The sequence below is a fragment of the Photobacterium sanctipauli genome (genome assembly GCF_003026495.1).
In the GTDB taxonomy this organism is placed as follows: domain Bacteria; phylum Pseudomonadota; class Gammaproteobacteria; order Enterobacterales; family Vibrionaceae; genus Photobacterium; species Photobacterium sanctipauli.
On record NZ_PYMA01000001.1, the window covers coordinates 724,879 to 748,385 of the forward strand.

Annotated in this window: 20 protein-coding genes; 7 read left to right on the forward strand and 13 right to left on the reverse strand. The window is 49.0% G+C overall.

The features are described 5' to 3' along the window. The first annotated feature begins 101 nt into the window (after nucleotides 1-101). The 4 genes from melA to C9I98_RS03180 all read left to right on the forward strand — a co-directional run bounded on the left by melA (nucleotide 102) and on the right by C9I98_RS03180 (nucleotide 3,753). Nucleotides 102-1,451 carry an alpha-glucosidase/alpha-galactosidase gene (melA, locus tag C9I98_RS03165; RefSeq protein WP_036827982.1) on the forward strand — a complete coding sequence of 450 codons (1,350 nt, stop codon included), beginning with the start codon at nucleotides 102-104 and terminating at the stop codon, nucleotides 1,449-1,451. A 151-nt stretch (nucleotides 1,452-1,602) separates the two neighbouring features. Next, nucleotides 1,603-3,051: a melibiose:sodium transporter MelB gene (gene melB, locus C9I98_RS03170; protein ID WP_036827984.1), complete on the forward strand. Its 1,449-nt coding sequence runs from the start codon at nucleotides 1,603-1,605 to the stop codon at nucleotides 3,049-3,051. 142 nt (nucleotides 3,052-3,193) lie between these two features. Then, nucleotides 3,194-3,478, forward strand: a complete 285-nt coding sequence (locus C9I98_RS03175) for a type II toxin-antitoxin system RelB/DinJ family antitoxin (protein ID WP_036827987.1) — start codon at nucleotides 3,194-3,196, stop codon at nucleotides 3,476-3,478. After that, complete coding sequence (locus C9I98_RS03180) at nucleotides 3,475-3,753, forward strand: type II toxin-antitoxin system RelE/ParE family toxin (protein WP_036827989.1); 279 nt, start codon at nucleotides 3,475-3,477, stop codon at nucleotides 3,751-3,753. Before C9I98_RS03175 ends, C9I98_RS03180 begins: the two co-directional genes overlap by 4 nt. A 314-nt stretch (nucleotides 3,754-4,067) precedes the next feature. Here the strand turns inward: C9I98_RS03180 and C9I98_RS03185 are convergent, their stop codons facing one another. The 4 genes from C9I98_RS03185 to melR form a co-directional block, all read right to left on the reverse strand. After that, on the reverse strand, nucleotides 4,068-4,460 hold the full coding sequence (locus C9I98_RS03185; protein WP_245907072.1) for a hypothetical protein: 393 nt from the start codon (nucleotides 4,458-4,460) through the stop codon (nucleotides 4,068-4,070). Nucleotides 4,461-4,653: 193 nt separating this feature from the next. Next, a complete protein-coding gene (locus C9I98_RS03190) occupies nucleotides 4,654-6,591 on the reverse strand; it encodes a HAMP domain-containing hybrid sensor histidine kinase/response regulator (protein WP_107271563.1) in 1,938 nt (645 codons plus the stop codon). A 20-nt stretch (nucleotides 6,592-6,611) separates the two neighbouring features. Further along, the gene (locus tag C9I98_RS03195; RefSeq protein WP_425440723.1) at nucleotides 6,612-7,409 is read right to left on the reverse strand and encodes a phosphate/phosphite/phosphonate ABC transporter substrate-binding protein; all 798 of its coding nucleotides are present in this window, start codon (nucleotides 7,407-7,409) and stop codon (nucleotides 6,612-6,614) included. 247 nt (nucleotides 7,410-7,656) lie between these two features. Then, complete coding sequence (gene melR, locus C9I98_RS03200; protein ID WP_051902037.1) at nucleotides 7,657-8,559, reverse strand: transcriptional regulator MelR; 903 nt, start codon at nucleotides 8,557-8,559, stop codon at nucleotides 7,657-7,659. A gap of 302 nt (nucleotides 8,560-8,861) precedes the next feature. Between melR and C9I98_RS03205 the strand changes: the two genes are divergently transcribed. Next, complete coding sequence (locus C9I98_RS03205) at nucleotides 8,862-10,181, forward strand: outer membrane protein transport protein (protein WP_036819387.1); 1,320 nt, start codon at nucleotides 8,862-8,864, stop codon at nucleotides 10,179-10,181. Nucleotides 10,182-10,599: 418 nt separating this feature from the next. Here C9I98_RS03205 and C9I98_RS03210 read toward each other — a convergent pair whose 3' ends face one another. The 7 genes from C9I98_RS03210 to C9I98_RS03240 all read right to left on the reverse strand — a co-directional run bounded on the left by C9I98_RS03210 (nucleotide 10,600) and on the right by C9I98_RS03240 (nucleotide 19,904). Then, nucleotides 10,600-12,105, reverse strand: coding sequence for a DUF3943 domain-containing protein (locus tag C9I98_RS03210; RefSeq protein WP_245907074.1), 1,506 nt, complete (start codon nucleotides 12,103-12,105; stop codon nucleotides 10,600-10,602). Between the two features lie 550 nt (nucleotides 12,106-12,655). Next, on the reverse strand, nucleotides 12,656-13,387 hold the full coding sequence (locus C9I98_RS03215) for a DUF3726 domain-containing protein (protein ID WP_036819389.1): 732 nt from the start codon (nucleotides 13,385-13,387) through the stop codon (nucleotides 12,656-12,658). After that, nucleotides 13,384-15,099, reverse strand: a complete 1,716-nt coding sequence (locus C9I98_RS03220; protein ID WP_036819391.1) for a hypothetical protein — start codon at nucleotides 15,097-15,099, stop codon at nucleotides 13,384-13,386. The genes C9I98_RS03215 and C9I98_RS03220 overlap by 4 nt, the downstream gene beginning before the upstream one ends. Nucleotides 15,100-15,357: 258 nt before the next feature. Further along, on the reverse strand, nucleotides 15,358-16,950 hold the full coding sequence (locus tag C9I98_RS03225) for a BCCT family transporter (protein WP_036819394.1): 1,593 nt from the start codon (nucleotides 16,948-16,950) through the stop codon (nucleotides 15,358-15,360). A 99-nt stretch (nucleotides 16,951-17,049) separates the two neighbouring features. After that, the gene (locus C9I98_RS03230; RefSeq protein ID WP_036819395.1) at nucleotides 17,050-18,042 is read right to left on the reverse strand and encodes a membrane dipeptidase; all 993 of its coding nucleotides are present in this window, start codon (nucleotides 18,040-18,042) and stop codon (nucleotides 17,050-17,052) included. A gap of 10 nt (nucleotides 18,043-18,052) precedes the next feature. Then, nucleotides 18,053-19,507, reverse strand: a complete 1,455-nt coding sequence (locus C9I98_RS03235) for an aldehyde dehydrogenase family protein (RefSeq protein ID WP_036819396.1) — start codon at nucleotides 19,505-19,507, stop codon at nucleotides 18,053-18,055. A 4-nt stretch (nucleotides 19,508-19,511) separates the two neighbouring features. Beyond that, entirely contained in the window at nucleotides 19,512-19,904 is a 393-nt protein-coding gene (locus C9I98_RS03240; RefSeq protein ID WP_036819401.1) for a RidA family protein, read from the reverse strand. Nucleotides 19,905-20,058: 154 nt separating this feature from the next. On the opposite strand from C9I98_RS03240, the gene C9I98_RS03245 reads away from it, so the two are divergent. After that, a complete protein-coding gene (locus tag C9I98_RS03245; RefSeq protein ID WP_036827307.1) occupies nucleotides 20,059-20,943 on the forward strand; it encodes a LysR family transcriptional regulator in 885 nt (294 codons plus the stop codon). Nucleotides 20,944-21,648: 705 nt separating this feature from the next. Then, nucleotides 21,649-22,077, forward strand: a complete 429-nt coding sequence (locus C9I98_RS03255; protein WP_036825400.1) for a VOC family protein — start codon at nucleotides 21,649-21,651, stop codon at nucleotides 22,075-22,077. A 60-nt stretch (nucleotides 22,078-22,137) separates the two neighbouring features. Here C9I98_RS03255 and C9I98_RS03260 read toward each other — a convergent pair whose 3' ends face one another. Both C9I98_RS03260 and C9I98_RS03265 read right to left on the reverse strand, forming a co-directional pair. Continuing rightward, nucleotides 22,138-22,560: a GNAT family N-acetyltransferase gene (locus tag C9I98_RS03260; RefSeq protein ID WP_036825402.1), complete on the reverse strand. Its 423-nt coding sequence runs from the start codon at nucleotides 22,558-22,560 to the stop codon at nucleotides 22,138-22,140. Between the two features lie 56 nt (nucleotides 22,561-22,616). Beyond that, nucleotides 22,617-23,216 (reverse strand): glutathione S-transferase family protein, encoded by a 600-nt coding sequence (locus C9I98_RS03265; RefSeq protein WP_036825404.1) that lies wholly within the window; start codon nucleotides 23,214-23,216, stop codon nucleotides 22,617-22,619. Nucleotides 23,217-23,507: the final 291 nt, after the last annotated feature.

Sequence of the window (23,507 nt, forward strand, 5' to 3'; positions counted from 1 at the left end):
AAATCTTAGAAAATGGGACACAAAGGCAAACTATAGGGAAGATAGCCGCACCGGATTCATTGATGATGTAACCATCAAAATGAAAGTAAAAAGGAACGGCTATGAAACACCCTAAAATCACCTTCATCGGTGCCGGTTCAACCATTTTCGTAAAGAACATTCTTGGTGATGTTTTCCACAAGCCCGCGCTAAAAAGTGCCAATATCGCGCTGATGGACATCGACCCTGTGCGTTTGGAAGAGTCACAAATTGTGGTCGGTAAGCTGATGGAATCGGCTGGCGCAACCGGTCAAATCGACTGCTACACCGACCAAAAAGCCGCACTCGATGGCGCAGACTTTGTTGTGGTCGCTTTCCAAATCGGTGGTTATGAGCCATGTACCGTGACTGATTTTGAGGTGTGCAAGAAACATGGGCTGGAGCAAACCATTGCTGATACCCTTGGCCCTGGCGGCATTATGCGCTCCCTGCGTACCATTCCCCACCTATGGCAAATATGTGAAGACATGACAGACGTTTGTCCTAATGCCACCATGCTGAACTACGTCAACCCGATGGCAATGAACACCTGGGCAATGTACGAGAAATACCCGCACATCAAGCAAGTCGGCTTGTGCCACTCCGTCCAGGGCACCGCAGAAGAGCTCGCACGCGATCTTGAAATTGACTACAACGACCTGCGCTATACCTGTGCCGGTATCAACCACATGGCGTACTACCTCACCCTTGAGCAAAAAGACGCAGACGGCAATTACCGCAGTATCTACCCTGATCTATTAGCAGCTTACGAAATGGGACAGGCACCAAAACCCAACCCGCACAACGCGCGCTGCCAAAACGTTGTTCGCTATGAGATGTTCAAGAAGCTAGGCTACTTCGTGACTGAATCTTCGGAGCACTTTGCCGAATATACCCCTTACTTCATCAAGCCAAACCGCCCTGACTTGATAGAGCGCTACCAAGTGCCGCTAGACGAATATCCAAAGCGTTGCGTCGAGCAAATTGCCAGCTGGAAGCAAGATCTTGAAGAGTACAAGAATGCCGATCGCATCGACATCAAAGAGTCCCATGAATATGCCAGCACCATCATGAATGCGATTTGGACCAATACCCCTAGCGTGATTTACGGCAACGTGAAAAACGAAGGCCTGATTGATAACTTGCCAGCGGGTTGTTGTGTCGAAGTGGCGTGCCTGGTTGATGCCAACGGTATCCAACCAACAGCGGTGGGCTCCCTACCTAGCCACTTGGCAGCCTTGATGCAAACCAACATCAATGTCCAAACCTTGCTGACCGAGGCTATCTTGACCGAAAACCGCGAGCGCATCTACCACGCGGCAATGCTAGACCCGCACACAGCAGCGGTATTGGGTATCGAAGAAATCTATGCCTTGGTCGATGAACTCATCGACGCACACCAAGGCTGGCTACCAGAGTGGATTTATCAATAAGCCACACAGCTTGATAAAACAAAACTCGATAAAGCAAAGCCAGATATAACAAAAAGTTTAAGAACAAGAAGCAGTTAAACGATATAGACAATAACGTGAAACAATAACGATAAAATGCCCGCAGACCCCATGCGGGCATAAGGAGCTTTTCATGAGCGTTTCAATGAACACCAAGCTGAGTTACGGCTTCGGCGCCTTTGGCAAGGATTTCGCCATCGGTGTTGTATATATGTACCTGATGTATTACTACACCGATGTGGTCGGGATCTCCGCCAGTGTCGTCGGTACCATCTTCCTGGTTGCCCGCATCTGGGATGCCGTCAACGACCCTATCATGGGCTGGATGGTCAACAATACTCGCACCCGCTGGGGTAAGTTCAAGCCTTGGATCCTCATTGGTACATTGGCCAACTCCGTTGTGCTGTACATGGTCTTTAGCGCCCACCATTTTGAAGGCACTGCGCTTATCGCCTATGTTGCCGTCACCTATATTTTATGGGGCATGACCTACACCCTGATGGACATCCCATTCTGGTCGCTGGTACCAACCCTGACGCTGGACAAGCGTGAACGTGAAGAATTAGTGCCATACCCTCGCTTTTTTGCCAGCCTTTCTTGGAGCCTAACCGCAGCGGTTGCCCTACCGTTCGTCAACTATGTCGGCGGTGATGACAAAGGCTACGGCTTCCAGATGTTCACCTTGGTACTTATTGTCTTCTTCTGTATTTCGACTTTCATTACGCTGCGCAATGTTAAAGAGCGCTATTCTTCCGACAAGCAAACCAAACCACAAGCCAATGCCGCCCAGCAGGCAGCACCGGAACGTATCGGCCTGAAAAAACTACTTTCACTGATTTACAAAAACGACCAGCTATCTAGCATGTTGGGTATGTCGCTGGCCTACAACCTAGCAACCAATGTGATCACCGCTTTTGCCATTTACTACTTCACCTATGTCATTGGCCGTGAAGACTTGTTCCCGTACTACATGGCCTATGCCGGTATTGCCAACCTGATCACCCTTGTGCTGTTCCCGAAACTCTCGCAGTACTTCTCGCGCCGCGTGCTTTGGGCTGGGGCGTCTATATTCCCAATCATCAGTAGCTTAACGCTGGTTTATATCGCTATCGCCAGTTCGCAAAGCGTATTCCTTATCACTCTGGCAGGTATTTTCCTCAACATCGGTACGGCATTCTTCTGGGTGTTGCAGGTAATTATGGTGGCCGACACCGTCGACTACGGCGAGTACAAGCTTGGCGTACGCTGTGAAAGTGTCGCTTACTCAGTACAAACCTTGGTGGTTAAGGCAGGCTCGGCATTCGCAGGCTTCTTGATTGGCATCGTATTAACCGCGGTGAACTACGTACCAAACGTAGAGCAGACACCTGAAACCATCTTTGGTATGCAATGCATCATGATTGCCCTGCCAAGTATCTTCTTCTTCATTTGCTTGTTCATCTACTTCAAGTTCTACAAGCTAAATGGCGAGCTACAACAAAAAGTGCAGCGCAGCCTGATGGAGAAATACGGCGACGACGAATCCGACAACCAAGAAAAACCTCTGGTAGCGGAGCCGCAGCTGGCAACAGAGACACGCTAGTTTCAACATCTCTAATCGATATACAAATCATACGCCCCTTCGCTATCGCAAGGGGCGTTGTCAATCACCTTAAACACCTACGAGTTGCCCGTCTTACAAGCTAGTGCTAACATATGTACGCACACCAATAAAGGAGCACACCATGGACACTAGAATTCAATTCCGTGTTGATGAGGAAACAAAACGTCTTGCTCAACAAATGGCTGAAAGCCAAGGTCGCACACTGAGTGATGCTTGCCGAGAACTTACCGAGCAACTTGCTGAACAACAAAGAAAAGCCTTATCTCATGATGCATGGCTAACTGAGCAAGTGAACCTTGCATTTGATAAGTTTGACTCAGGAAAAGCAGTTTTCGTTGAACACCAATCCGCTAAATCTCGAATGGAAGAGCGTAAAGCCAGAATCCGTAACCGAGGTAAGCAATGATTCTATGGGAAGAAGAATCTCTTAACGATCGAGAAAAGATTTTTGAATTTCTCTATGACTTCAACCCTGATGCTGCCGAGAAAACCGATACCCTTATAGAGACGAAAGTAGAAAATCTACTCGAACAACCTCTCATGGGTGTACAACGAGATGGCATACGAGGGCGTTTACTCATCATTCCTGAAATTTCGATGGTTGTATCGTACTGGGTTGAAGGCGATCTCATCCGCATTATGCGTGTACTCCATCAGAAACAAAAGTTCCCGATGGATTGATTACTTTCTCTGGGCTACTAACGCTTGCCCCGCAGGTCGAGTAAAATACACCAATCCCAAACAAAAACAAATCAGTAATCGTAACTCCCAAAGGTGCAAAGTTAGCAGAAAAGCTCTTCAATTAGAGTTTAAGATTTTATATCCGGTATTATTTAGGGGGAGTATTACTTTTATTAACTGTTATATAGATTCTTCTTAACGCTTCAAATATCGAAAACGCAACTATTACCAAAAAGACAGTATTTCGCCCTAATAGCTTTGAAAGCAATACAATTATAAATACGATAAAAATCGCTAATACAACTAACTTCAATCTATCGAACACTTAATAGCTCCGGATACCTAGCGAATGTAGTTTGTAGCCAACTTCCGGTCACACCGATATTTTTGGCAAATGCGACAATTTGACTTTGTGTACAATCAGTATTTCTGTAAATTGCTCGAGCAGTACTCCCAATCACAGCTCCCGCCCAAAATGAAGCATATAATCCCGCGCCTACTGTACCAGTTCTCGCGACTGCTGACATTTTTATAGGCTGAGCGATACCTCCAGATAAAGCCATCGCTTTATCAATTCTATCAATCATTGCCCAAGTAAGAGCAGCTGAGCCTGCTACAGTCTTTGTCATTGGCAAGTTCATCAATTTCAAATTATCATCTACTTCTTTTTGTATCGCTGTTATGTTTATTTTGCATGAAACCATCATGAGCCCTCTTGAAAAAGAAAACCCTAACAGCTCAATATTTATAAACAAAATGCAAAGATAAATTTCTCGATATAATTCTAACTAATTTGAAAATGACAACGCACTCAGAAACATTGTTCTACACAAAAAAAATGTTAATCCTCCACATAATTTAAATGCCTTTGTGATAATCATTTAAGCAATTATTCTAACCTCACCCCGCCTGATCAATCCGATCAGCCCATTTGGCGATCATGCCAATAAGCTCGGCCTTTTTCACTGGCTTGGTTAGGTAATCATTCATCCCGCACGCCATGCTTTTATGACGCTCTTCTACCATGGCGTGGGCAGACAAGGCTACAATCGGACACCAGCAGGATAACCCACTTTGTTGCAGTGCACGTATGGCTGTCGTCACCCCGTAACCGTCCTTCTTGGGCATAGAGATATCGGTGATAACAATATCGGGCGCATACCGTTGGTACTGCTCAACCGCATGCTCACCGTCGTTGGCAAGGATCAGCTCCACCCCAGTGCCGACTAGCATCTTTTCCACCAGCAGCCGATTGACTTGGCTGTCTTCGGCGACGAGCACTCGAATGTTATTAATGTTTGGCTGGTGACCTGATTCATTAAGCCCCCTACTTGGTATTTTCGTACTCTCTCCGCCAAGCGATAGCACAGGGAGTTCACTCGACCAGGGTTCCTTACTAGATATAGGTTCATCACTAGGTATAGATTCCTCACCCAGCAGCGGTTGCTCATCCAATAGCACCGAGAACATAAACTGCGAGCCTTGCCCTTCTTGCGAGGTCACCGATAAGGTCCCGCCCAGCATCATTATCAGGTGCTTACTGATGGCAAGCCCCAGCCCGGTTCCTTCGTATTCCCGCGTAGCCGAGTTATCGACCTGCTCAAACTTTTCCATAATAAACGGCAGTCTATCGGCAGGAATGCCAATACCGGTATCTTCAACACAAAAACCAAACTTGGTTTGCCCGTGCTGTTCCTCTGCCGTCACTGACACCTTCACATGCCCGGAATTGGTAAACTTCACCGCATTACCGACAATATTGAGTAGTACCTGATTCAAGCGCCCTTTATCACCGCAGATCCGGGTGTTTATGTTGTCAGGTAATTCGAGCATAACCGGTAAGCCTTTTTCATTGGCTTGGTAACGACATAGTGACATTGCGCCTTCGACGGTTTCGCGTAGGTCAAACGGTTCATTGACCAGGGTTAGCTTGCCAGCTTCAATCTTGCTGTAATCGAGAATATCGTTAATAACGGTTACCAGGTTCTCAGCGGAGCGGTTGATTAACGTTAACTGCTTGCGATGCTCTTCATCGTCGATTTGCTCAAGCAGCAGTTCGCTCATTCCCATAATTGCATTCATTGGGGTTCTGATCTCATGGCTCATGTTGGCAAGAAACTCCGACTTGGCTTGCGTAGCCTTGTTGGCCTCAGTAACCGCTGACTGCAATTTCTGCTGAGTGTATTCCAACGATGACGACATGGTATTGAAGGCCTCGCAGACCCTTGTCACCTCATCGTTCCCGCGAATGTGGATCTGTGCGCCTGGCCCTTTCTGGGCGACCTGATCCACTCCCTTACGGAGCATATCCAACCGACGCATCAAATATGTTCCGAGTCCTAGAGAAAACAGCGCCACTAAGGTCATCTCGGCAGCTGCAATCATAAAGCTGGCACTGGTTGCTTGGCTGAGCAATGTATGCAGATCGCTCACTCGAACGCCCATCTCAACATTGCCGTAATATTGGTCGTCAACCATGATGTTACTTTGCACATCAAATACGCCGTCCGATACGCTTGCGGGGGACTGGGCGGTATCAACCTCGGTATAAAGCCCATGCAACGTCAGTTCGGTATTATCTCTATCACTGATACGGATGTAGGCTAGGTTATGTTCGCTGACGATGGAACGGGCAAAGCTATCGAGATAAGCCAAATCGGTCGCCAGTACCGCATCGCGCGCGGCCTTGGCAAACACACTCACCAGTTGCTGGCTCCCCTGCTCTAACCGTTGCTCATTCGAGGCTTTAAGCCAATGCAGCCCACTGATAATCAGCAACGCCAAGGCAAAGGCTTCAATCAGTGCAATACCTAGGATTGTTTTTGAACGCAACGTCATCACATCCCCCTCCCTAAGCGTTATAGCTGGATACCCAGCGCAACCACATCATCCCAATCACTATCTACCGCCAGCTCAAAGCCCTTTATGTTTAACGCCTTGAACATGCCTTTTGCTTGCTCGTGATGGTTAAGCTGGCCGATACTCTGGTGAAGCAGCGCTACCGTTTCATCATCAAGTGAGTGCTTGTAGGCGATCGCATGGGGGGTGTAACTTTGGGTTTTATAGATAACCGTTAGTTGCTCCCTCAAGCTGTCTGGAATACTGTTAAAGGTGCGCATCACGCCGCCGCCAGCGGGGTAAATTCCCTTGGCAACCGCCATATACACCGAATCATGGGAGCCAACATAATTCGGCGTGATCTCTAGCCCTTTCTGGCGCAGCTCAGACTGAGTCAAAATAGACGCCGCAAAGGCGCGAGGGGCAGGGAACGCCAAAGATTGGGCATCTAATGCCGACAGTTCTTTATCCCAGCCTTTTTTGGCCACCATCACACCGGTAATGCGCTTGTCTTTCGCATGGGCAAGGGCGCTATACCCTTGCGGATGGTTAACCAAGGTAAAGTGATAGGGGTTCATGTAGGCAATATCGTATTCGCCCTCAGCCAAGCGTTGCTCGAAGGTAGGAATATCCCGTGCCGTCGCAAAGCGGAATTTAACCCCAGTCACCTCACTCCAAGCAGAAAGCAATGGCCCCCACTGTTGAGCCAGCTTCGCCGCCGATTGCTGAGGTACAACACCAAAAACCAACTCCTTTTGCTCTGCATAGGCAAGTTGCGAACCGCACAACAATGGCAACGCCAGCACCGCCGTTTTTATTGTGCGTTGTATTTTTATTGTGCGTTGTATTTTGATTCGCATCTTGGCGAAGACCATCTCTCGATTCATCGCTCATCTCCTTGGATTAGGGCTAACCATGCAGTTATGCATCCATATGCTAATCACAAAGCAACGAATGCACTTCTTCCAATATCACGGCTAATACCAAGGGTAGATACAAGTTTGATGCCATCAGAGGCAGGAGTAGATAGCTGTCGGCGCCAACTGAGCATCGCTTAGCCAGCATTTATAGCTGATTGTTCTTGCGGCTCAATTCGCGGAACTGGGTAGGCGTCATATTCATATAGCGTTGAAAGGTATCGTAAAAGCGGCTGCTTGAGTTAAAGCCAACCGTCAGGGCAATATCCAAAATTGTCCGGTTAGAGTCGGTAAGCAATGCCCGGGCATGGTAGAGGCGCATTGAGGTAATGTATTCCTTGATGGTCATCTTCATCACGCTCTGGAACAGGTTCATCACGTAATTGGCATGCAACCCGACATGATCCGCGATGGCCTTGACGGTGAGCGATGAGTCATGGTTGCGGGCAATGTACTCTAAGATTTTCTGCACATGGAACTGGGAGTGCTTGGATAACCCCTTCACGCTTTGCTTGCAATCCATGGTTGAAGTGAGCTGTTGCCACCCTGTCAGGCACACCCGCTTGAGCATCAATGCCATCTCATCCAGCGCCAGCTGGCGCATCCCCACTTCCTCATTTCGGCTTTCCTGCATCCAAAGTTCAACTTGGCGCTCAGTCACCAGATCGGGCAAAGAAGATTGGATAACCACACCGTGGGTGATCTGATTAAGCAGTGCTTGCTCCAGCGGCCAAGCCAAAAAGTAGTGGATAGGGATATTCAAAATCCCCATGTTGCTGGCGTCTCCCGGTTCGAGCAGCTGGTGCGGAGTGGTTGCCCAGAACACACCGACATGGCCACTTTTGATGGTAAATGGCTGATCGTTAATTTGATAATCGACATCACCACCAAAAGGGATATTCACCTCTATTTGTCCATGCCAATGGTAGCACGGCATATGGTGGGGCTTGCGCAATTCTATATGTACCAGTTCATCAGCAGAAAATAAGCTCAATGGCCCGACAGCTTGCGAATCTGAGGCATCTTGTGAGTTTTCATTGCTAAAAAACATGCAGGTACATCCTTGAGACTATGCGATGTAGGAATAACAGCTAGGAAGAAAAGACTATACCTCAGCCTTTTTAACAGTCACCGGGCTAGAAGTAGAAATGTGAGGCAAAGCGAAATCCACAACTGCTCCTACCACTCGACCTTACCATCATAATCTTCCAACTTTTCAGAAAATGACAGATTGATAAGCCGTAGCATGACGCCCCGAACGCACACAACCGAATCTAACGCATTCTAAAGAAGTGGTTTCATCCAATTCTCAATAAATCGTGCCTGATAACAGGCCAACACATAAAAAATATTATGACCAAGAAGCAATTATTATCAGCAGCAATCATTGTGGCGCTATCGGGTGCATCTACCGCCGTTCATGCCGCAGGTTTCCAACTCAATAGCCAATCTGCCACGGGGCTGGGCCGCGCCTTTGCCGGCGATGCCGTGATTGCCGACAACGCATCGGTAGCCGCCCGTAACCCGGCAGCAATGGCACTGTTCAAAGAGGCCAACTTCTCGTTGGGCTTTAACTTTATTGATACTGATGTTCGAGTGAAGTCAGGCACCTATCACCAGCCCAAAATCACAACAAGTATCTTTCCACCGTCAGTAGACTTTGATTCTAACGCTTTTGACATCGGCGGCACCGACGGCATTGGTGCCAGCTCCTTCGTTCCGAATATGCACCTTGTCATGCCTATCAACGAACAATGGGCATGGGGACTATCGGCCTATTCGAACTTTGGTACCGGTACCGAGTTTGACGATGACTTCGCCGCATCGCTGTTTGGCGGTACCACCAGCGTGAAAAGCATGAACTTTGCCGCTAATGTGTCATACCTCATCAACGAACAATGGAGCGTGGGTGCTGGCCTTGATCTTATCTACGGTATGGGCGATCTCAAACGTGGGTTCGATGCGGAGTTATGTAATAAGCCCCTGTTTGGTGAAGAAGAATGCCGCACCGTCAAAGAGGATGTGATTGATGTTGAAGCTACCGGTTTTGCCGTTGGCTGGAACATCGGTGCCGTTTATGAGCTCAACGAAAACCACCGCTTCGGCTTAAGTTACCGCTACAGCCCAACGGTTAAAGCCGATGGCGATGATCCAACCGACAAAATAGATTTACCGCTGCCTGATATGGCAGAGTTTTCCGGTTACCACCGCCTTACCGACAAATTCGCAGCCCACTATAGCCTGCAATGGGTACAGTGGAGTGCATTCAACTCGCTACAATTGCAAACACAAAGCGATCTATTCGGTATCCTGCCGTCAATGGCAATCGACAAGGCTTACGAGTGGAAAGATGCCGGCCACATTTCTATCGGTGGTACCTACTACCTTAACGATAGCTGGACACTGCGCACCGGCTACATGTACGACATTGCCGCCACGGATGAGTTGATGTCCATTTCGATCCCTGATTCTAACCGCCACTGGTTCTCGGCAGGCTTTACCTACCACCCAGATAGCAAGCAAAGCATCGATTTTGGTTTCACCTATTTGATGGGTGAAGACGTGACCTTTGATGAATCCTTGAGCCCGTCACTGCCTGCGCCATCAATTACCGGCGCGACTACCCGCTCCGATGCGATCTTGGTGGGTTTGCAGTATAGCCGCTCGTTTTAACACTTTGCAGATGTATATCTAGTCCGAGCAACCAAGGAGGTGTACAAGAATTGACGAAGCTTTTCGTCATTAACTGAAATACAGACGTTATCCGTGCCTTTTAGGCATCATCGCTTTTATATATTAATTTCGGGGTGCGTTGCCCCGTCCCTTTTTCTGTTGCCTCAATTGCGGCTATCGAGCGTTAAACCTCGGTCGCGGGTTGGGGCTTTTTTCATTTCAGCATGACACCAATATTCGCCCCAAAATAAAAATGCCTACCTGGTTTTCACCAGATAGGCAAAGCCTAGATAGAGTCTTGTTATAATAAGCTAAAGGTACGATTCATGCCGTTGAGCAACGGTGCTAGTTATATCCCGTTGGCTTACTGGCGTACAACGAAATGATTTTATCGACAGTATCGAACCTACTTATTTTATTAGCGCCAATTGCGCTCGCCAGTGCCAAATCGATACACCAACCTACCCGATAACAAGTCGTCGTGGGAAGAAAGCTTGCCGCTGTAATAATGCGTCCAGTCAAGCTGAACACCCCAGTTATCATGGAACTGGTAATGCAAGCCCAATCCCGCATTGGCTTGGAATGTGGTGGTATCGCGATCGAGATCCAATAAGGTTTCACCGATACCGCCAGTTACATACGGGCGTAGTTTTTGATCGCTCATGAAATAATACTGGGCATCGACGCTGTAGTTTTCATAGGTGACGCGCTCGCCAGTGGCGATGCTGTCGGTATCAATCCGCGCATAGCTCAAACGGGCAGAGAAACTTGGCGTGAAGTAGAGGCCCAGCGTCATGCTAGGTGCCCATGCGTTTTCGACACCCCAGGCTTTGTCCAGATTCAGGTAACGGGCACCCGCACTGATCCCGACGATGCTGTAGTCCACCGGATCGTACGTCGTCATCATCGTGGTATGGGTGTAGCGACGCGACATCGCAGGGCTGGTATCCCCCTCACCGATGCTATACGTCAGGTTGAAATTCACCTGAGTGTCAACATCGCCGTTTGGCAACGTACGTTCTTGGAAACCGATATAACCGGTACCGGCTTTCACCACATCACGCCCCATCATGTTATTGATACCGCGACCAATACTGTCTACTGGGTCTAACAGGAACAGGGCGGTATTACCCATGCCTTTTGAGCCCCATACGGTACCACCGCGCTTGATGATTTCACGCTCTTTGTTAAACGCCCATTCACCGTATACCCAGCCCAAGACCGGCGTCACCACCAAGTCTTGTATCGCCGGCACTTCCGCAAATGCCTCGACACCGTACTCCCAGTAAAACGTCGACATCATAAAGGAGTAAACAAAGGCATCCCACTGGCGGTAGCCTGACTTACGGGCAATTTGGTAATACACACCACCAAAATAGGGGTGGCCGATATAGTTGATATACCAAACATCCCTATCCCAAACCGGGCCTTGGCGAACATTGTCCCACCATTTTTCGATCAAGCGATCGTCACTGGTATCCCAGTTGGAAATATCTTCCGGCAGCAAGGCAATAAACCCTGCCACACCCACGCCGTACCAAAAGATAGACTTGGTTTGCGACCACAAACGATCTTTATCCTCGCCGTTCTCGGCGGAAAACAACGCAACGTTATAGGGGGAATCATAAGTCGAAAGCGGCCGGGGCGTATTCTCCCAAGTGGTATTGGTTATTTTGGCCCGTTGCTCGAAAGTCGATTCAAGAGAATCAGCCGTGACTGACTGCTCCAGTGGCGTGACCTGGCCAAAGGTCGAAGGTTGTTCTGCTATTACCGTTTGATTAGAAACAGCCGCTTGATTAGAAAAATCTATCTGCTCAGTAGTCGGCGCTTGATCAGCTGTTGAAGAAGACGCTAAATCCGTCGTTTGCTCAGCCAGAGCAACTGATGCACCCAGTAATGCCGGGGCATAAACGAGGCCCAACAAAGGTGATCGTATTACTTTGTAAACCTGGCTTCCTATAAAAGGCTTTTTAAAACTCATTGCGAACGGATCCTTGCCCTAGTAACTTCTACAACAATTAACTGATATTTCATTTAGTTGCAGTATTGTACTCGAAGTATAGACAAGGGTTATAGATAGGAAATAAAAGCTACTACGCAATTGTGAGAATAAGACAGGAAGTCACGTAAAATTAAGCTCGCACAGGAAGTTGCACTAAAAATCGGAGAAAATAACCATTATTCACAATAAAAAACACTGTTCATGATTTTTTAGTCTTTCTGATCCGACCAGAAAACTGCGAATAAACTGTTTATTCTGCCAAACACTGTAACAATTTCCTGTAAGAAAGTTTCGTTGCAGCATAATTATCCCCCCATGCCACTCTCACCAACCTTCGTCTAGGGTTGAATGGGCTGATGGCCCTCTGAATACTGTTGCTTCAAGGAACTTGGGTATATAAAAAATAAACCCTCTGAGATCCCCGTTTTACTCTCAAAGGGTTTATCGATTAATGCTTTGTAGCGCTAGACTTTCAAACTAACTCGCCCGCACCTCTTGCTGACGTTTCGCTGTTTTCCACCAAGAAAACAGTGGCAGCCTGCTTGAGCTTTTGCCATTCGCTATCATCAACCACAATCCCGTTTTGCCAGGCACTATTTTGGGCATCGCGCAATGTTGATGAGTCAAGCTGAACCACCCCAACCGTGTTTGCCGAAGGCAGCGCAAAATTGGTTGTTGAGATTTCAATTGTCATGTCGTGTTTGGCTTGGCTATTTTCGTTGCCACAACCTGATTGGAATAATTCAGGATAGATGCAACCTTTGTTAAGCACATAAAGCGTTTGTTTGGCATCCGAGCCATTTGACCATTGTGCTTTGCACGCCAATCCTTTCGCCGACAACTTGACCAGCTCGCTATAGGCTAGCCAGCGGTTGTGGCAGTTGCGCACCTCAATTGCCAGTGCTTTTGTCTCAACCAATTGCTCAACGGCATAATCAATGATACTTGGCAAATGACAAGCCAGGCTCGCCCCGCCCATATCGACGGCAATCTTATCAGCAGCAGGCTTTGACAGTGTAATTGGGCCGTCCTTTTCGTTTGCCAAAAACGGCACGGCCTTATTGAAATGGCCAACCCCGTTAAGGCCAACCATCTGCAAGTCGGCAACCATATTGGCCACAACATCAGCTTCACCACAGCTGCGGCGCAAGCCTAAGAAGGCTTTGTAAACGGCAGCGACCAGTTCGTTATGAGATACAATCATTTTGCTTCTCCTACTAGTGCTTGTCCTGCTAATTCCTCGCTTGATGGCAAAATTGGGAATAGCCACTCACCATCATGAATTTCATCCAACAACGGTGCCCCTTGGAAGAAGGTCACCTGTACCCAACGATCCGAACGCGGGTCGAACTTGGTCGCCCCAAACACCGCAAGCTTGCAGCGCAACAGGTGCATAGGCAGCGAACCTTGATGCAAAACGTTCATCTGGATATCGCCCATGACTTTGTTCCCCAACGTCCAAGCTCGCTTGGCAATGCCGCGATGCTGCGGGTTCAACAACAAGAACTCAGCCAATGTTTGTTGCGACTCACTTTTCAGCAGAGCACCATACAAGCGATATACCTGACGACCAACATCCAGCGGTAGCTCCCGCTCTTCCCCTGCTTCTTCACCGCGCACACCCAGTCGAGGCTCTTCTTTGTCTTGCGAGCGGTACCAGAACCAGTAGTTGTTCTCGGGCTGTTGAAAATCGGTATCAATGGCCCAGCGGTAACGACTTTCCAGCAGCAGCATCAAGTCTTTCACTTTTTTGCCGCTGGCCAGCGCCAAGGTCTCATCACAGTTCATTTGCTCTTGGTAGCTGTCTGCGATCTCGGGATAAAGCTCCATCACGCAAGAGAGAACGATTTCTTGCGTTTCTAAGCTCATTTTCTGCGACTGCTCAACCACTACCTGCCAGTTGTGCGTTTGCTCTGGTGCCAAGCTAACAACGTCATGGCTGAAGGCTGCCAGTTCTTCTACTGCCTGCTTGTTCAGTTCACGCTGGTGATCGTTGATGGTCACCACTTGCTTTAGGTGGGTCACTGCCTGAGTAAGCAAATGGGTTAACTGAGGCAGTTTCGCTGAGTCAAATGGTTGGCTCAGGATCTCACCCAGCGCTTGCTCGCGAGTCGTCATCCACTGGTCAACAATACAAGGGTGGTTGATCAGATAAGGAGCCATGCCAAGCCCTGTCGCGTTACCGACACCCAAATAGCGCTGCAACGAGCGGTGCAAGGTCGCGGCCTTATCGCCTCCACGCTGCTTGGCAAGGTAGTGCACCCAATCAAGGCTAAATTCACGTAGCAGGTAAACAGCGCACATCTGGGCACTAAACGATTGGTGGAAATCAGGGTTGTCTTCCAGCAATTTGAAATCTGCAATACCGAACTTACCGTTCCCATATACCGCAGTCGTACGCAGGATATAACCCACATTTGCCAACTGTTGCGGGTCCGGCTGTTCGCCTTGGGCAAGGCTTGAAACTAAGTGATCAAACACCCGCACGCTCTTATTGGCACGGGCCAACACCAAGGCACTATTAGGGTTACGGCCCGCTTCCTGCAGTGGTACATTGGCACGTAATCTTTCAAGTAGCGCTTGGTCTACCTCCCCTTGGATCAGGGCAAAGGTAACATCCCACTTCTCGGCAATAACGCGGTCGTTACGCTCTTCATCGCTGATTTCGTCACAGAACACCACCAAGTGATATTGGTGCTGTTGGGTTTCAAGCCGGTAAATGGCATGGCCATACCCTTCTGGCGATAGCTGCCAGTCATGTTGGCTTACCTGCCAGTTTTTCTGGGCCATCTGGCGAATCAAGTAGCGTACGAAGCTCACTCGGTTCTGGTGCATAGCACCAAGTCTTTCCGGGGCCATCACCACTTCAGGCTGGCGTAGGGTGTTATCAGATTTCAGGGAACGATGTGCATCCATATTGCTCACCACCAATTTTATAATTATGTTTCTGGTTTAAGGCGGCCAACTACCGCCCGGATATGTTGTTCATATTTCGCTTGGTTTATTCGTACTTTCGGTTTACTCGTACTGGTTTTTGTTGCTGCTCCACGGTGCGTTTACACTGTAAAGCAGCCACAAGGTGTTGCTGTTCAGTTCAAGGTGTTGCTGCTCAAGATATTGTTTTTCATGTCCCTTGCGGGGCATGCGGTTTACAACCCATTGGGCTATGCCTGGTTATACCCCTTGCTCTTTTGCCATCTTCATTGCGATTTTTGGTGCATCCCATAGCGACGGCAGCAAAATAAGCGACACAGGTACCGCAGTAATCACGATGAAGGACTGCAGTGCCGATACGCCACCTGAGCCTAGAGAAATCAAGATCAGTGCTGTTAGGCCCATCATCACGCCCCAGAAGGTACGGATGAAAGCATTTGGCTCGGTTTCACCACTGATCACCACACTGATGGTGTACGTCATCGAGTCGCCCGTGGTCACAATGAAGATCGTGGTCAGGATCAGGAACAGAATCGACACAATCAGCGGAAACGGTAGTTGCTGGGTAATTGCCAGCAGTGCACCAGGGAAGTTAAAGCCCTCAAATGCTTGGCTTACCGAGCCCGGAGCGGCAATCTCGAATGCCACACCCGTACCACCAACGATGGTGAACCAGAAGCAGGTCACAAGCGGTGCCATCACACTGTGGGTCATCACCAACTGGCGTATGGTACGGCCGCGGGAAATACGCGAAATGAAGATTGCCATCATTGGGCCATAGCCTAGGAACCAGCCCCAGAAAAATACCGTCCACCAGCTTAGCCAGCCTTCATCACCACGGTAAGTAGACATTGGTATGAAATTATCCAGCATGGTGCCAACACCTTGCAGGTAGCCATTAATGACAAAGTTAGTTGGGCCAACCAGCAAGATATAAACCATCAAGCCAACGGCTAGGATAATGTTCCAACGGCTCAAGATCTGGATACCACGATTCAAACCGCTCAAGGCAGAAATGGTATAGATAGCAATGGCGAACAAAATAATGATCAGCTGGGTTGTGAAGCCATCTGGAATGGCAAACAACGCATTCAAGGCATAGCTGATCTGCAGGCCAAGGAAGCCGATAGGACCGATGGTCCCCGCCGCCACGGCAATAATGCAACAGGCGTCAATAGTGGCTCCAATACCGCCTTTAAGCGCACGCTCTCCCAACAACGGGTACAGCAAGGTACGTGGCTTGAGTGGTAGCCCCTTGTCATAGTGCAAGTGCATCAACACGATGGAGGTCAGGCAGCCGGTAATGGCCCATGCCAAGAAGCCCCAGTGCATGAATGACTGCGATAAGCTGTTTATCGCCTTCTGCCACGGCGTTGTTGCTTCACCATAGAGCGGTGGCACACTCACGTAATGGGCAATAGGTTCGGCTGCGGCCCAAAATACACCGCCACCGGCAAGCAGGGTACAAAGCATGACGGCAATCCAGCGGAAGGCATCAATTTCAGGCTTGTCTAGGTTGCCAAGTTTTACGTGCCCGGTTCTGCCAGCTGCCAAAGCGAGGCCAATCAAAAAGGTAAGTAGCAGCAGTATTTGCCAGTAGGGGCCAAAATACTTCACCGACCAAGCAAAACCGGCATTAACGAAAGACGACAGTAATTCTTGGTCGTATAACGCGAGGGTAACGAACAGCGCAATAAAGCCGCCGCTAAGCCATAGCACAGGGTTATTGACGCCAAGCTTGTCAGTTAAGGTCTCTGTCGTAGGGTGTGCTGTTGTGTGCGAAGGCTCGGTTGTAATTGCTTCAGCCTTTGCCGTATTCATAATGTCAGACATGATTGTCTCCAGCGGTTAGTGGATTAGTCTGGGCAAAAAGAAAATTGGCGGCCTGCTAGAAATTATTGGAATGGCAGGCCGTTTTTTTGGTGCTTTCGGTTACAGCTCTGCTGGCTGTATACCGCTGTGCAGGAAGTTGAACCAGTTGCCGCCAATAACCTGGCCGGCTTCTGCTTCACTAAACCCTGTCTTGACCAGTCCGTTGTAGATGTTTTCCATCCCACGGCTACCGCTAAACCAAGGTAGGGCATCAGGCCAACCTGAGTTACTTGCCGAACCTTCACCGTAATCCATCGCTTTCGACCAGCGACCATTACGCATCCACTCCAATACCGATTGTGGTTGGTTCAGGCACAGATCACTGCCGATACCCAAGTGCTCAACCCCAACCATATCGGCGGTACGCGCCACCATCTGGCAAAAGTCTTCCAAGGTGCACTGACTGCCATTTGGCAAGTGGAACGGATAGAGGCTAAAGCCCAACAAACCACCTCGGGCCGTCAGTGCTTTAATCACCGTGTCCGACTTATTGCGCAATGCATCATGGGCGAAACTCGGATTGGCATGGCTGATACAAATCGGCCGGGCCGACAGGTCAATCGCTTCAAGGGTTGAGCGCTCGGCACTGTGCGACATATCGATGATCATGCCAACGCGGTTCATCTCTTCGATCACCTGCTTGCCAAAGCGGGTTACGCCGTTATCGTTTTGCTCGTAGCAACCTGTCGCCAGCAGGCTTTGGTTGTTGTAGGTCAACTGCATGATCAGTAGACCCTGACGACGCATCACCTCAACCAAGCCAATTTCATCATCAATTGGCGAGCAGTTCTGCGCCCCGAACATGATCCCAACCTTGCCTTGCGCCTTGGCTGTCTCGACATCCGCCATCGATAGCACCGGCATGATCAAGTCGGCATTGCGCTCGAACAACAGGTTCCACTCGGCAAAGCGGGTCAAGGTTTCACGGGCATTCTCGTGGTACACCAAGGTCGCGTGCACAGCGTGTATGCCACTGGCTTTCAAGGTTTGGAAGTACTCACGATCCCAATGGCAGTACTGCAAGCCGTCGATCACTATTTCCTGCTGGTACATAGGCCACTCCTTAGTAAGGACGCTGGTAGGCAGTTTTTACTACGGTGTAAAACTCTTTGGCGTATTGGCCTTGCTCGCGCGGGCCAAAGCTCGACTCTTTGCGACCACCAAACGGTACGTGGTAATCCGTCCCCGCCGTCGGCAGGTTGACCATGGCACAACCGGTTTGGATCTGCTCTTTGAATAGCGCGCTGGTACGCAGGCTTTGGGTGATGATGCCGCCGGTCAAACCAAAGCGCGTATCGTTGGCAGTGGCAATTGCCTCATCCAAGTCAGACACCTTGATAACGCAAGCCATCGGGGCGAAGACTTCTTCTTGGTTCACTTCCCAGCTGTTCTGGGTGTTCAAGAACAGGGTTGGCGACATGTAGTAGCCTTCGTGCTGCAGGTTCAAGCGCTCGCCACCAAATGCTAGCTCGGCACCGCTCTGGCGGGCTTTCTCTACCCAACCGAAGTTTGCTTCAAGCTGCTTACCGTCAACCACTGGCCCCATGAAAACGCCATCTTCCAATGCGTGGCCAACTTTTAGCTCGCTCATACGCTTGATTAACGCTTCAACGTAGGCGTCATGAATACCGTCCATCACCACCAAGCGCGATGAAGCAGTACATTTTTGACCTGCACCTGAGAACGAACCCGCAATGGTGGCTTCAACAGCCGTTTGAATGTCAGCATCATCGGCGACAATCAGGGCATTCTTACTACCCATTTCAAGCTGGCAGCGCACGAAATTAGGTGCCGTTGCCGCAGCGACTTTACGACCGGTATCCACCGAGCCAGTGAAGCTGACAGCTTGGATTTGCTTAGAGTTAATCAGCGTATCACCTACTTCGGCACCGCTGCCCAATACCAAGTTGAACGTGCCTGCTGGCAGCCCTTGGCGGGCAATGATTTCAGTCAGGGCCACCGCACTGGCAGGCGTTAAGTTGGCCGGTTTCCAAATCACACTGTTACCAAAGGCCAATGCCGGGGCAATCTTCCATGCCGCTGTCGCTGTCGGGAAATTCCAAGGCGAGATAATAGCAACCGTGCCCACGGCTTCGCGGGTCACTTCCACCGACACACCCGGGCGAACGGAATCGGCGGTATCACCAACCTGGCGCAGCACTTCAGCAGCGTAGTATTGGAAGAACTGGCCAGCACGGTAAATCTCGCCACGCCCTTCTGCGAACGGCTTACCTTCCTCGCTTGATAGCAAGCGACCCAATTCGTCACAACGCGCGATTAGCTCGTCACCAATGGCTTGTAGGACTGCCAGCTTGCGCTCCATCGGGGTTTTCTCCCACTCAGGCTGCGCCGCATTGGCCGCATCAATTGCCTGTTGAACCTGGGCTTGGCTCGCTTGGGCGAAATCACCCAAGTTTTCACTGATGTCTGATGGGTTGATGTTTGCTACAGTGCGTTGGCCTGACTGCCACTCACCTGCGATATAAAGGGACTGTTCTGCTTGAATTGTCATTGTCATTTCCTTATTCCTTCACCGCGGCGTAAACCACTAGCTCAACTAACATTTCTTCTCGTGCCAAACCCGCAACCACCATGGCTGCACGGTTTGGGAATGGGGCATTGAAGTACTCAGCGTAAACCTTGTTGACGGTGGCAAGGTACTCTCGGTCTGTCACATAAATCAGCACCTGCAATACCGAATCCAGCGACTCACCCGCGCACTCCAAGGTGTGGACTAGGTTGTCCAACGTCTTGCGGGTCTGGGCTTCGATACCGCCCTCCACCACAACACCGTTTTGGTCGATAGGGATCTGCGCGGTGTAAAGCGTCCCGTTATGGGTGATTGCCCACTCAAGCGGGGCTTTCGATGCGAATAGAGAGGTTTTAACTGCTTGCTTATTGTCTTGAAGGCTCACGCTCAACTCCAGCTTGTAATCAATTTGTTTCAAGTTGGTTAAATCATGCACTAACTGTACTGATATATCTAACGGTTAATTTTTTACAATTGATAAATTTTATTTAACACTTGATTTCAGGCATGATGGATAAAGGGCTCAAAGGGAGATGGCCATGAATATCAAACTGCAGCAAATGATCCATTTTGTGATGGTGGTCGAGGAAGGCGGGTTTCGTGCCGCCGCCAAACGGGCAAACCGCTCGCAAGCCGCACTATCTACTTCGGTAAAAGAGTTGGAGCGCACACTGGGGCAGACGCTATTTGAAACCGGGCATAAGGCGCAACTCACCCCGTTCGGGAAAGTCTGCTACCCCAAAATCACTCAGTTCTTAAGTATTTATCACGACTTGGATAACGATTTAAAAGCCATTGCGGCTGGCCAACAGGGCAAAGTGCGAATTGCCTGCGTGCCTTCGGTAGCAGCCAAGCTAATTCCCAGCGTGTTGGCCGCCTTCTGCGAGCGCTACCCCAAGGTTGAAGTAAGCCTGATTGATGACAATGCCGCCGGAGTCGAAGCGCGACTGCTCGCAGGCGAAGTGGATTTGGCGCTTGGAAACTGCTCCCACTTTGACGACGAGGCGATTACTTTCACCCCGTTGCTTTCCGATCCCCTTGGCGTGGTATGCCTGCAAGATAACCCATTGGCCGACGACCAAAAAGGTATTCATTGGGAGGCATTGCTCAAGCAACCTTTTATCCGCAATGGCACCTGCACCCTGCTTGAGCCGACTCCCGCTCGCGCCTTGAGTGAAAAGGCACTCTATTCGGTGGAGAACATTACCTCGTTGTTTTCGGTACTGGAGCTGGGTATTGGCATCACGACATTGCCCAAATTGGCCTTTCCCACCAACGAAACCAAGCTAGTGTGGCGCCCGTTGCTCGATCCTCCTCTCAAGCGGGACATCGGTATTTTCCGTCTCGCGGATAGGACCATTTCACCGCAGGCCAATGCGTTCTATGAGCTGTGTATAGAATATTTAACTTATACTGGTGAGTAAGGCGAAATAAAGCAGAATAAAAAAGTGCAATATGAAAATAATCATCATAATGGCCGATTCTCATCATTAAGCTTTTCTATCATTGATGAAATTATCAACTAAAATAATAATTCCATCAGTGATAAAGGTCGATGTAGTTATGTTCAGGGCGTATGCGATTTTTTCATCTAATCACTCTAAAATTCATATATTTAACCTAGTTGTCGTAATGATGGTTTTTGCCTTTAGCTGCTACCAGTTACTTGCCAATGAGAATTTGATCTTCTCTAACGGGTTACTCTTTTCTGCCTTGATGATTGGCTTTTTTGCAAGATCGTCTAGCTACAAACGCAAATATTTCGCTAAATTGTGACAAATAAAATAATCATACCTAAAGCTTAAATTAACTAGGCTAATAAACTGTTATTAAACAAGATATTCACTCAGTACAATTCATATTTGTACTGAGTGGCATGCTCTTCTCTGTTGCCCCCACAACACACTTGCCACTATCTCAATCTTTCCCTAAGTTGATCCGGCCATAGCCAGTAATTCCTACTCGTCCTGCGTTTCACCACGTTCATTTAAAAGCGCGATATAGATCACCACCGCCTTATTGACTTAAAGTTAACTTTAACTACTAGACTCATCAATATCGCAACAGAAAGCCAGCACGAATCAATCTTATACATTGAAATATAAGCAATAAGACAAAAGGGAATGATTATGAAAAGCTACGTTGAACATGCCAATATCACGGTTTCCGATACCGACCATACCATCAAGCTACTGCTAACAGCACTGCCGGATTGGTCTATCAGGGGAGAAGGGGTCAATCAGGATTGGTTCGGTAAATCGATAAACTGGTACCACGTCGGAAATGAAAATAGCTACATTGCCATCCAAAGTGGTGGGGAAGAAAAAAGTGGCCATTGGTCTGAGCACTGGACAGGCGTAAAGCACATCGGCATCGCAGTACCTGATCTCGAGGCACTGATTACCCGATTAGAAAATGCAGGATTCCCCATCGATCATAGAGGTGCCGACCACCCACACCGTAAAAATGTCTACTTCCTCGACCAGCACAATATCCAGTTCGAGTTTGTCGAATACCTCTCTAGCGAACCAACCAAAAGGAATGATTACTCGCTCTAACAGCCCAGCTGTTTTGCCCACCGTGAAGACTCAGCCATGGTGGGCAAAGGGAGCAGCTGGCTAAAACGAATAACAAAAGTGGTGGCTTGCTATCACAAAATCTTCTTTGAGATAGAACTTGTGGGCGCCGAACCGGTGAACGCCAGAATCTAAATGAATTTGATCGAACTGGTTAAGGTGGGCATAGTCTTTAAACCAATCCACCAGCATCTGCCCTGCCCCTTTCGAGCGGTGGGCTTCTGCGGTAACCAGATCATCGATGTAAATATACTTTCCCCAAGAGAGCTTTTGCCCCGTCACAAAGCCAGCAGCACAAAGCACCTTTTCATCTTCGGTGACATAGACAATTTGGTAACCACTTTTTTGTTGCGATTTTATCTGGCTGATCAGGTTATCCAGCGTGTACTGGGGGCGCAGCTCTAACAGCACCTCGGCGACCTCGGTCAACGCTTGCTTATTGGATGATAATAACCTTACTTCCATCTTCACTCTCTCCTACGGGCAACCCACAATAAACAGCCCGTAAGCATAACGTCCTATTATGACAACATGCCGACATAACGGGGATGGCCTTCGATTTGTTTTATCCAGCGGCTAATAGCCGGGTATTGCGCCAAAGAAAAGCCCCCTTCGTGAGCAACATGGGTATAGGCATAAAGCGAAATATCAGCAATGGTCAGCTGATCGCCGGCTAGGTAAGGCGTTTGAGCCAACTGCTTCTCCATGACCGCCAACGCCTTGTTGCCCCCTTCTTGCAAGCTATGGTATTCCTCACGGCGCGCTTCTGGCATGCCAAGGTATTTATTAATGAACCGAGCTACCGCGATGAACGGCTCATGGCTGTACTGCTCGAAGAACAGCCACTCCATTACCTTGGCTTTTTGGAAACTGTCTTGCGGTAACAGTGTTGTTTGCTCGGCCAAGAAGCCTAGGATAGCATTGGACTCCGCCAAGCATCGGCCGTCATCCAGTTCAACCGTGGGGATCTTGCCATTAGGATTTTTCAGCAGAAACTCGTCGCTGCGGCTTTCACCGTCAAGGATATTGATATGCTGCCACTGGTATTCTAATCCCAACAGTTCAAGCACCAGCTTCACCTTGAAACAGTTGCCCGATTGGATATCACCGTACACTTTCATTATCTGCCCTCCGTTGGCACCTATGGGAACTCAAGCCACTCCTTAGGCTTGGTGAAAAAACATACTAACGGATAAATACAATCAGCGTAACCAGTTAACTATCAAAGAGTGGATACATAAAGTAGGGTGAGGCGTTACCGCCTCATCCCTCTTACAGAACCGTACGTACGGACCTCGTATACGGCTCATGCACGTTTCCATTCAGCGTAATTGCTGAACACATACCCTGTCTTTACATGTTCAAGATTCACCAGACCACGTTCATTGAACCATTGGTTCGGCATCGCATAG

What these genes read in the sequence shown, in the direction of transcription:
- melA (WP_036827982.1), top strand. Translation starts at nt 102, where the DNA reads ATGAAACACCCTAAAATCACCTTCATCGGTGCCGGTTCAACCATTTTC.
- melB (WP_036827984.1), top strand. Translation starts at nt 1,603, where the DNA reads ATGAGCGTTTCAATGAACACCAAGCTGAGTTACGGCTTCGGCGCCTTT.
- C9I98_RS03175 (WP_036827987.1), top strand. Translation starts at nt 3,194, where the DNA reads ATGGACACTAGAATTCAATTCCGTGTTGATGAGGAAACAAAACGTCTT.
- C9I98_RS03180 (WP_036827989.1), top strand. Translation starts at nt 3,475, where the DNA reads ATGATTCTATGGGAAGAAGAATCTCTTAACGATCGAGAAAAGATTTTT.
- C9I98_RS03185 (WP_245907072.1), bottom strand. Translation starts at nt 4,460, where the DNA reads ATGATGGTTTCATGCAAAATAAACATAACAGCGATACAAAAAGAAGTA.
- C9I98_RS03190 (WP_107271563.1), bottom strand. Translation starts at nt 6,591, where the DNA reads ATGACGTTGCGTTCAAAAACAATCCTAGGTATTGCACTGATTGAAGCC.
- melR (WP_051902037.1), bottom strand. Translation starts at nt 8,559, where the DNA reads ATGTTTTTTAGCAATGAAAACTCACAAGATGCCTCAGATTCGCAAGCT.
- C9I98_RS03205 (WP_036819387.1), top strand. Translation starts at nt 8,862, where the DNA reads ATGACCAAGAAGCAATTATTATCAGCAGCAATCATTGTGGCGCTATCG.
- C9I98_RS03215 (WP_036819389.1), bottom strand. Translation starts at nt 13,387, where the DNA reads ATGATTGTATCTCATAACGAACTGGTCGCTGCCGTTTACAAAGCCTTC.
- C9I98_RS03220 (WP_036819391.1), bottom strand. Translation starts at nt 15,099, where the DNA reads ATGGATGCACATCGTTCCCTGAAATCTGATAACACCCTACGCCAGCCT.
- C9I98_RS03225 (WP_036819394.1), bottom strand. Translation starts at nt 16,950, where the DNA reads ATGTCTGACATTATGAATACGGCAAAGGCTGAAGCAATTACAACCGAG.
- C9I98_RS03230 (WP_036819395.1), bottom strand. Translation starts at nt 18,042, where the DNA reads ATGTACCAGCAGGAAATAGTGATCGACGGCTTGCAGTACTGCCATTGG.
- C9I98_RS03235 (WP_036819396.1), bottom strand. Translation starts at nt 19,507, where the DNA reads ATGACAATGACAATTCAAGCAGAACAGTCCCTTTATATCGCAGGTGAG.
- C9I98_RS03245 (WP_036827307.1), top strand. Translation starts at nt 20,059, where the DNA reads ATGAATATCAAACTGCAGCAAATGATCCATTTTGTGATGGTGGTCGAG.
- C9I98_RS03255 (WP_036825400.1), top strand. Translation starts at nt 21,649, where the DNA reads ATGAAAAGCTACGTTGAACATGCCAATATCACGGTTTCCGATACCGAC.
- C9I98_RS03260 (WP_036825402.1), bottom strand. Translation starts at nt 22,560, where the DNA reads ATGGAAGTAAGGTTATTATCATCCAATAAGCAAGCGTTGACCGAGGTC.
- C9I98_RS03265 (WP_036825404.1), bottom strand. Translation starts at nt 23,216, where the DNA reads ATGAAAGTGTACGGTGATATCCAATCGGGCAACTGTTTCAAGGTGAAG.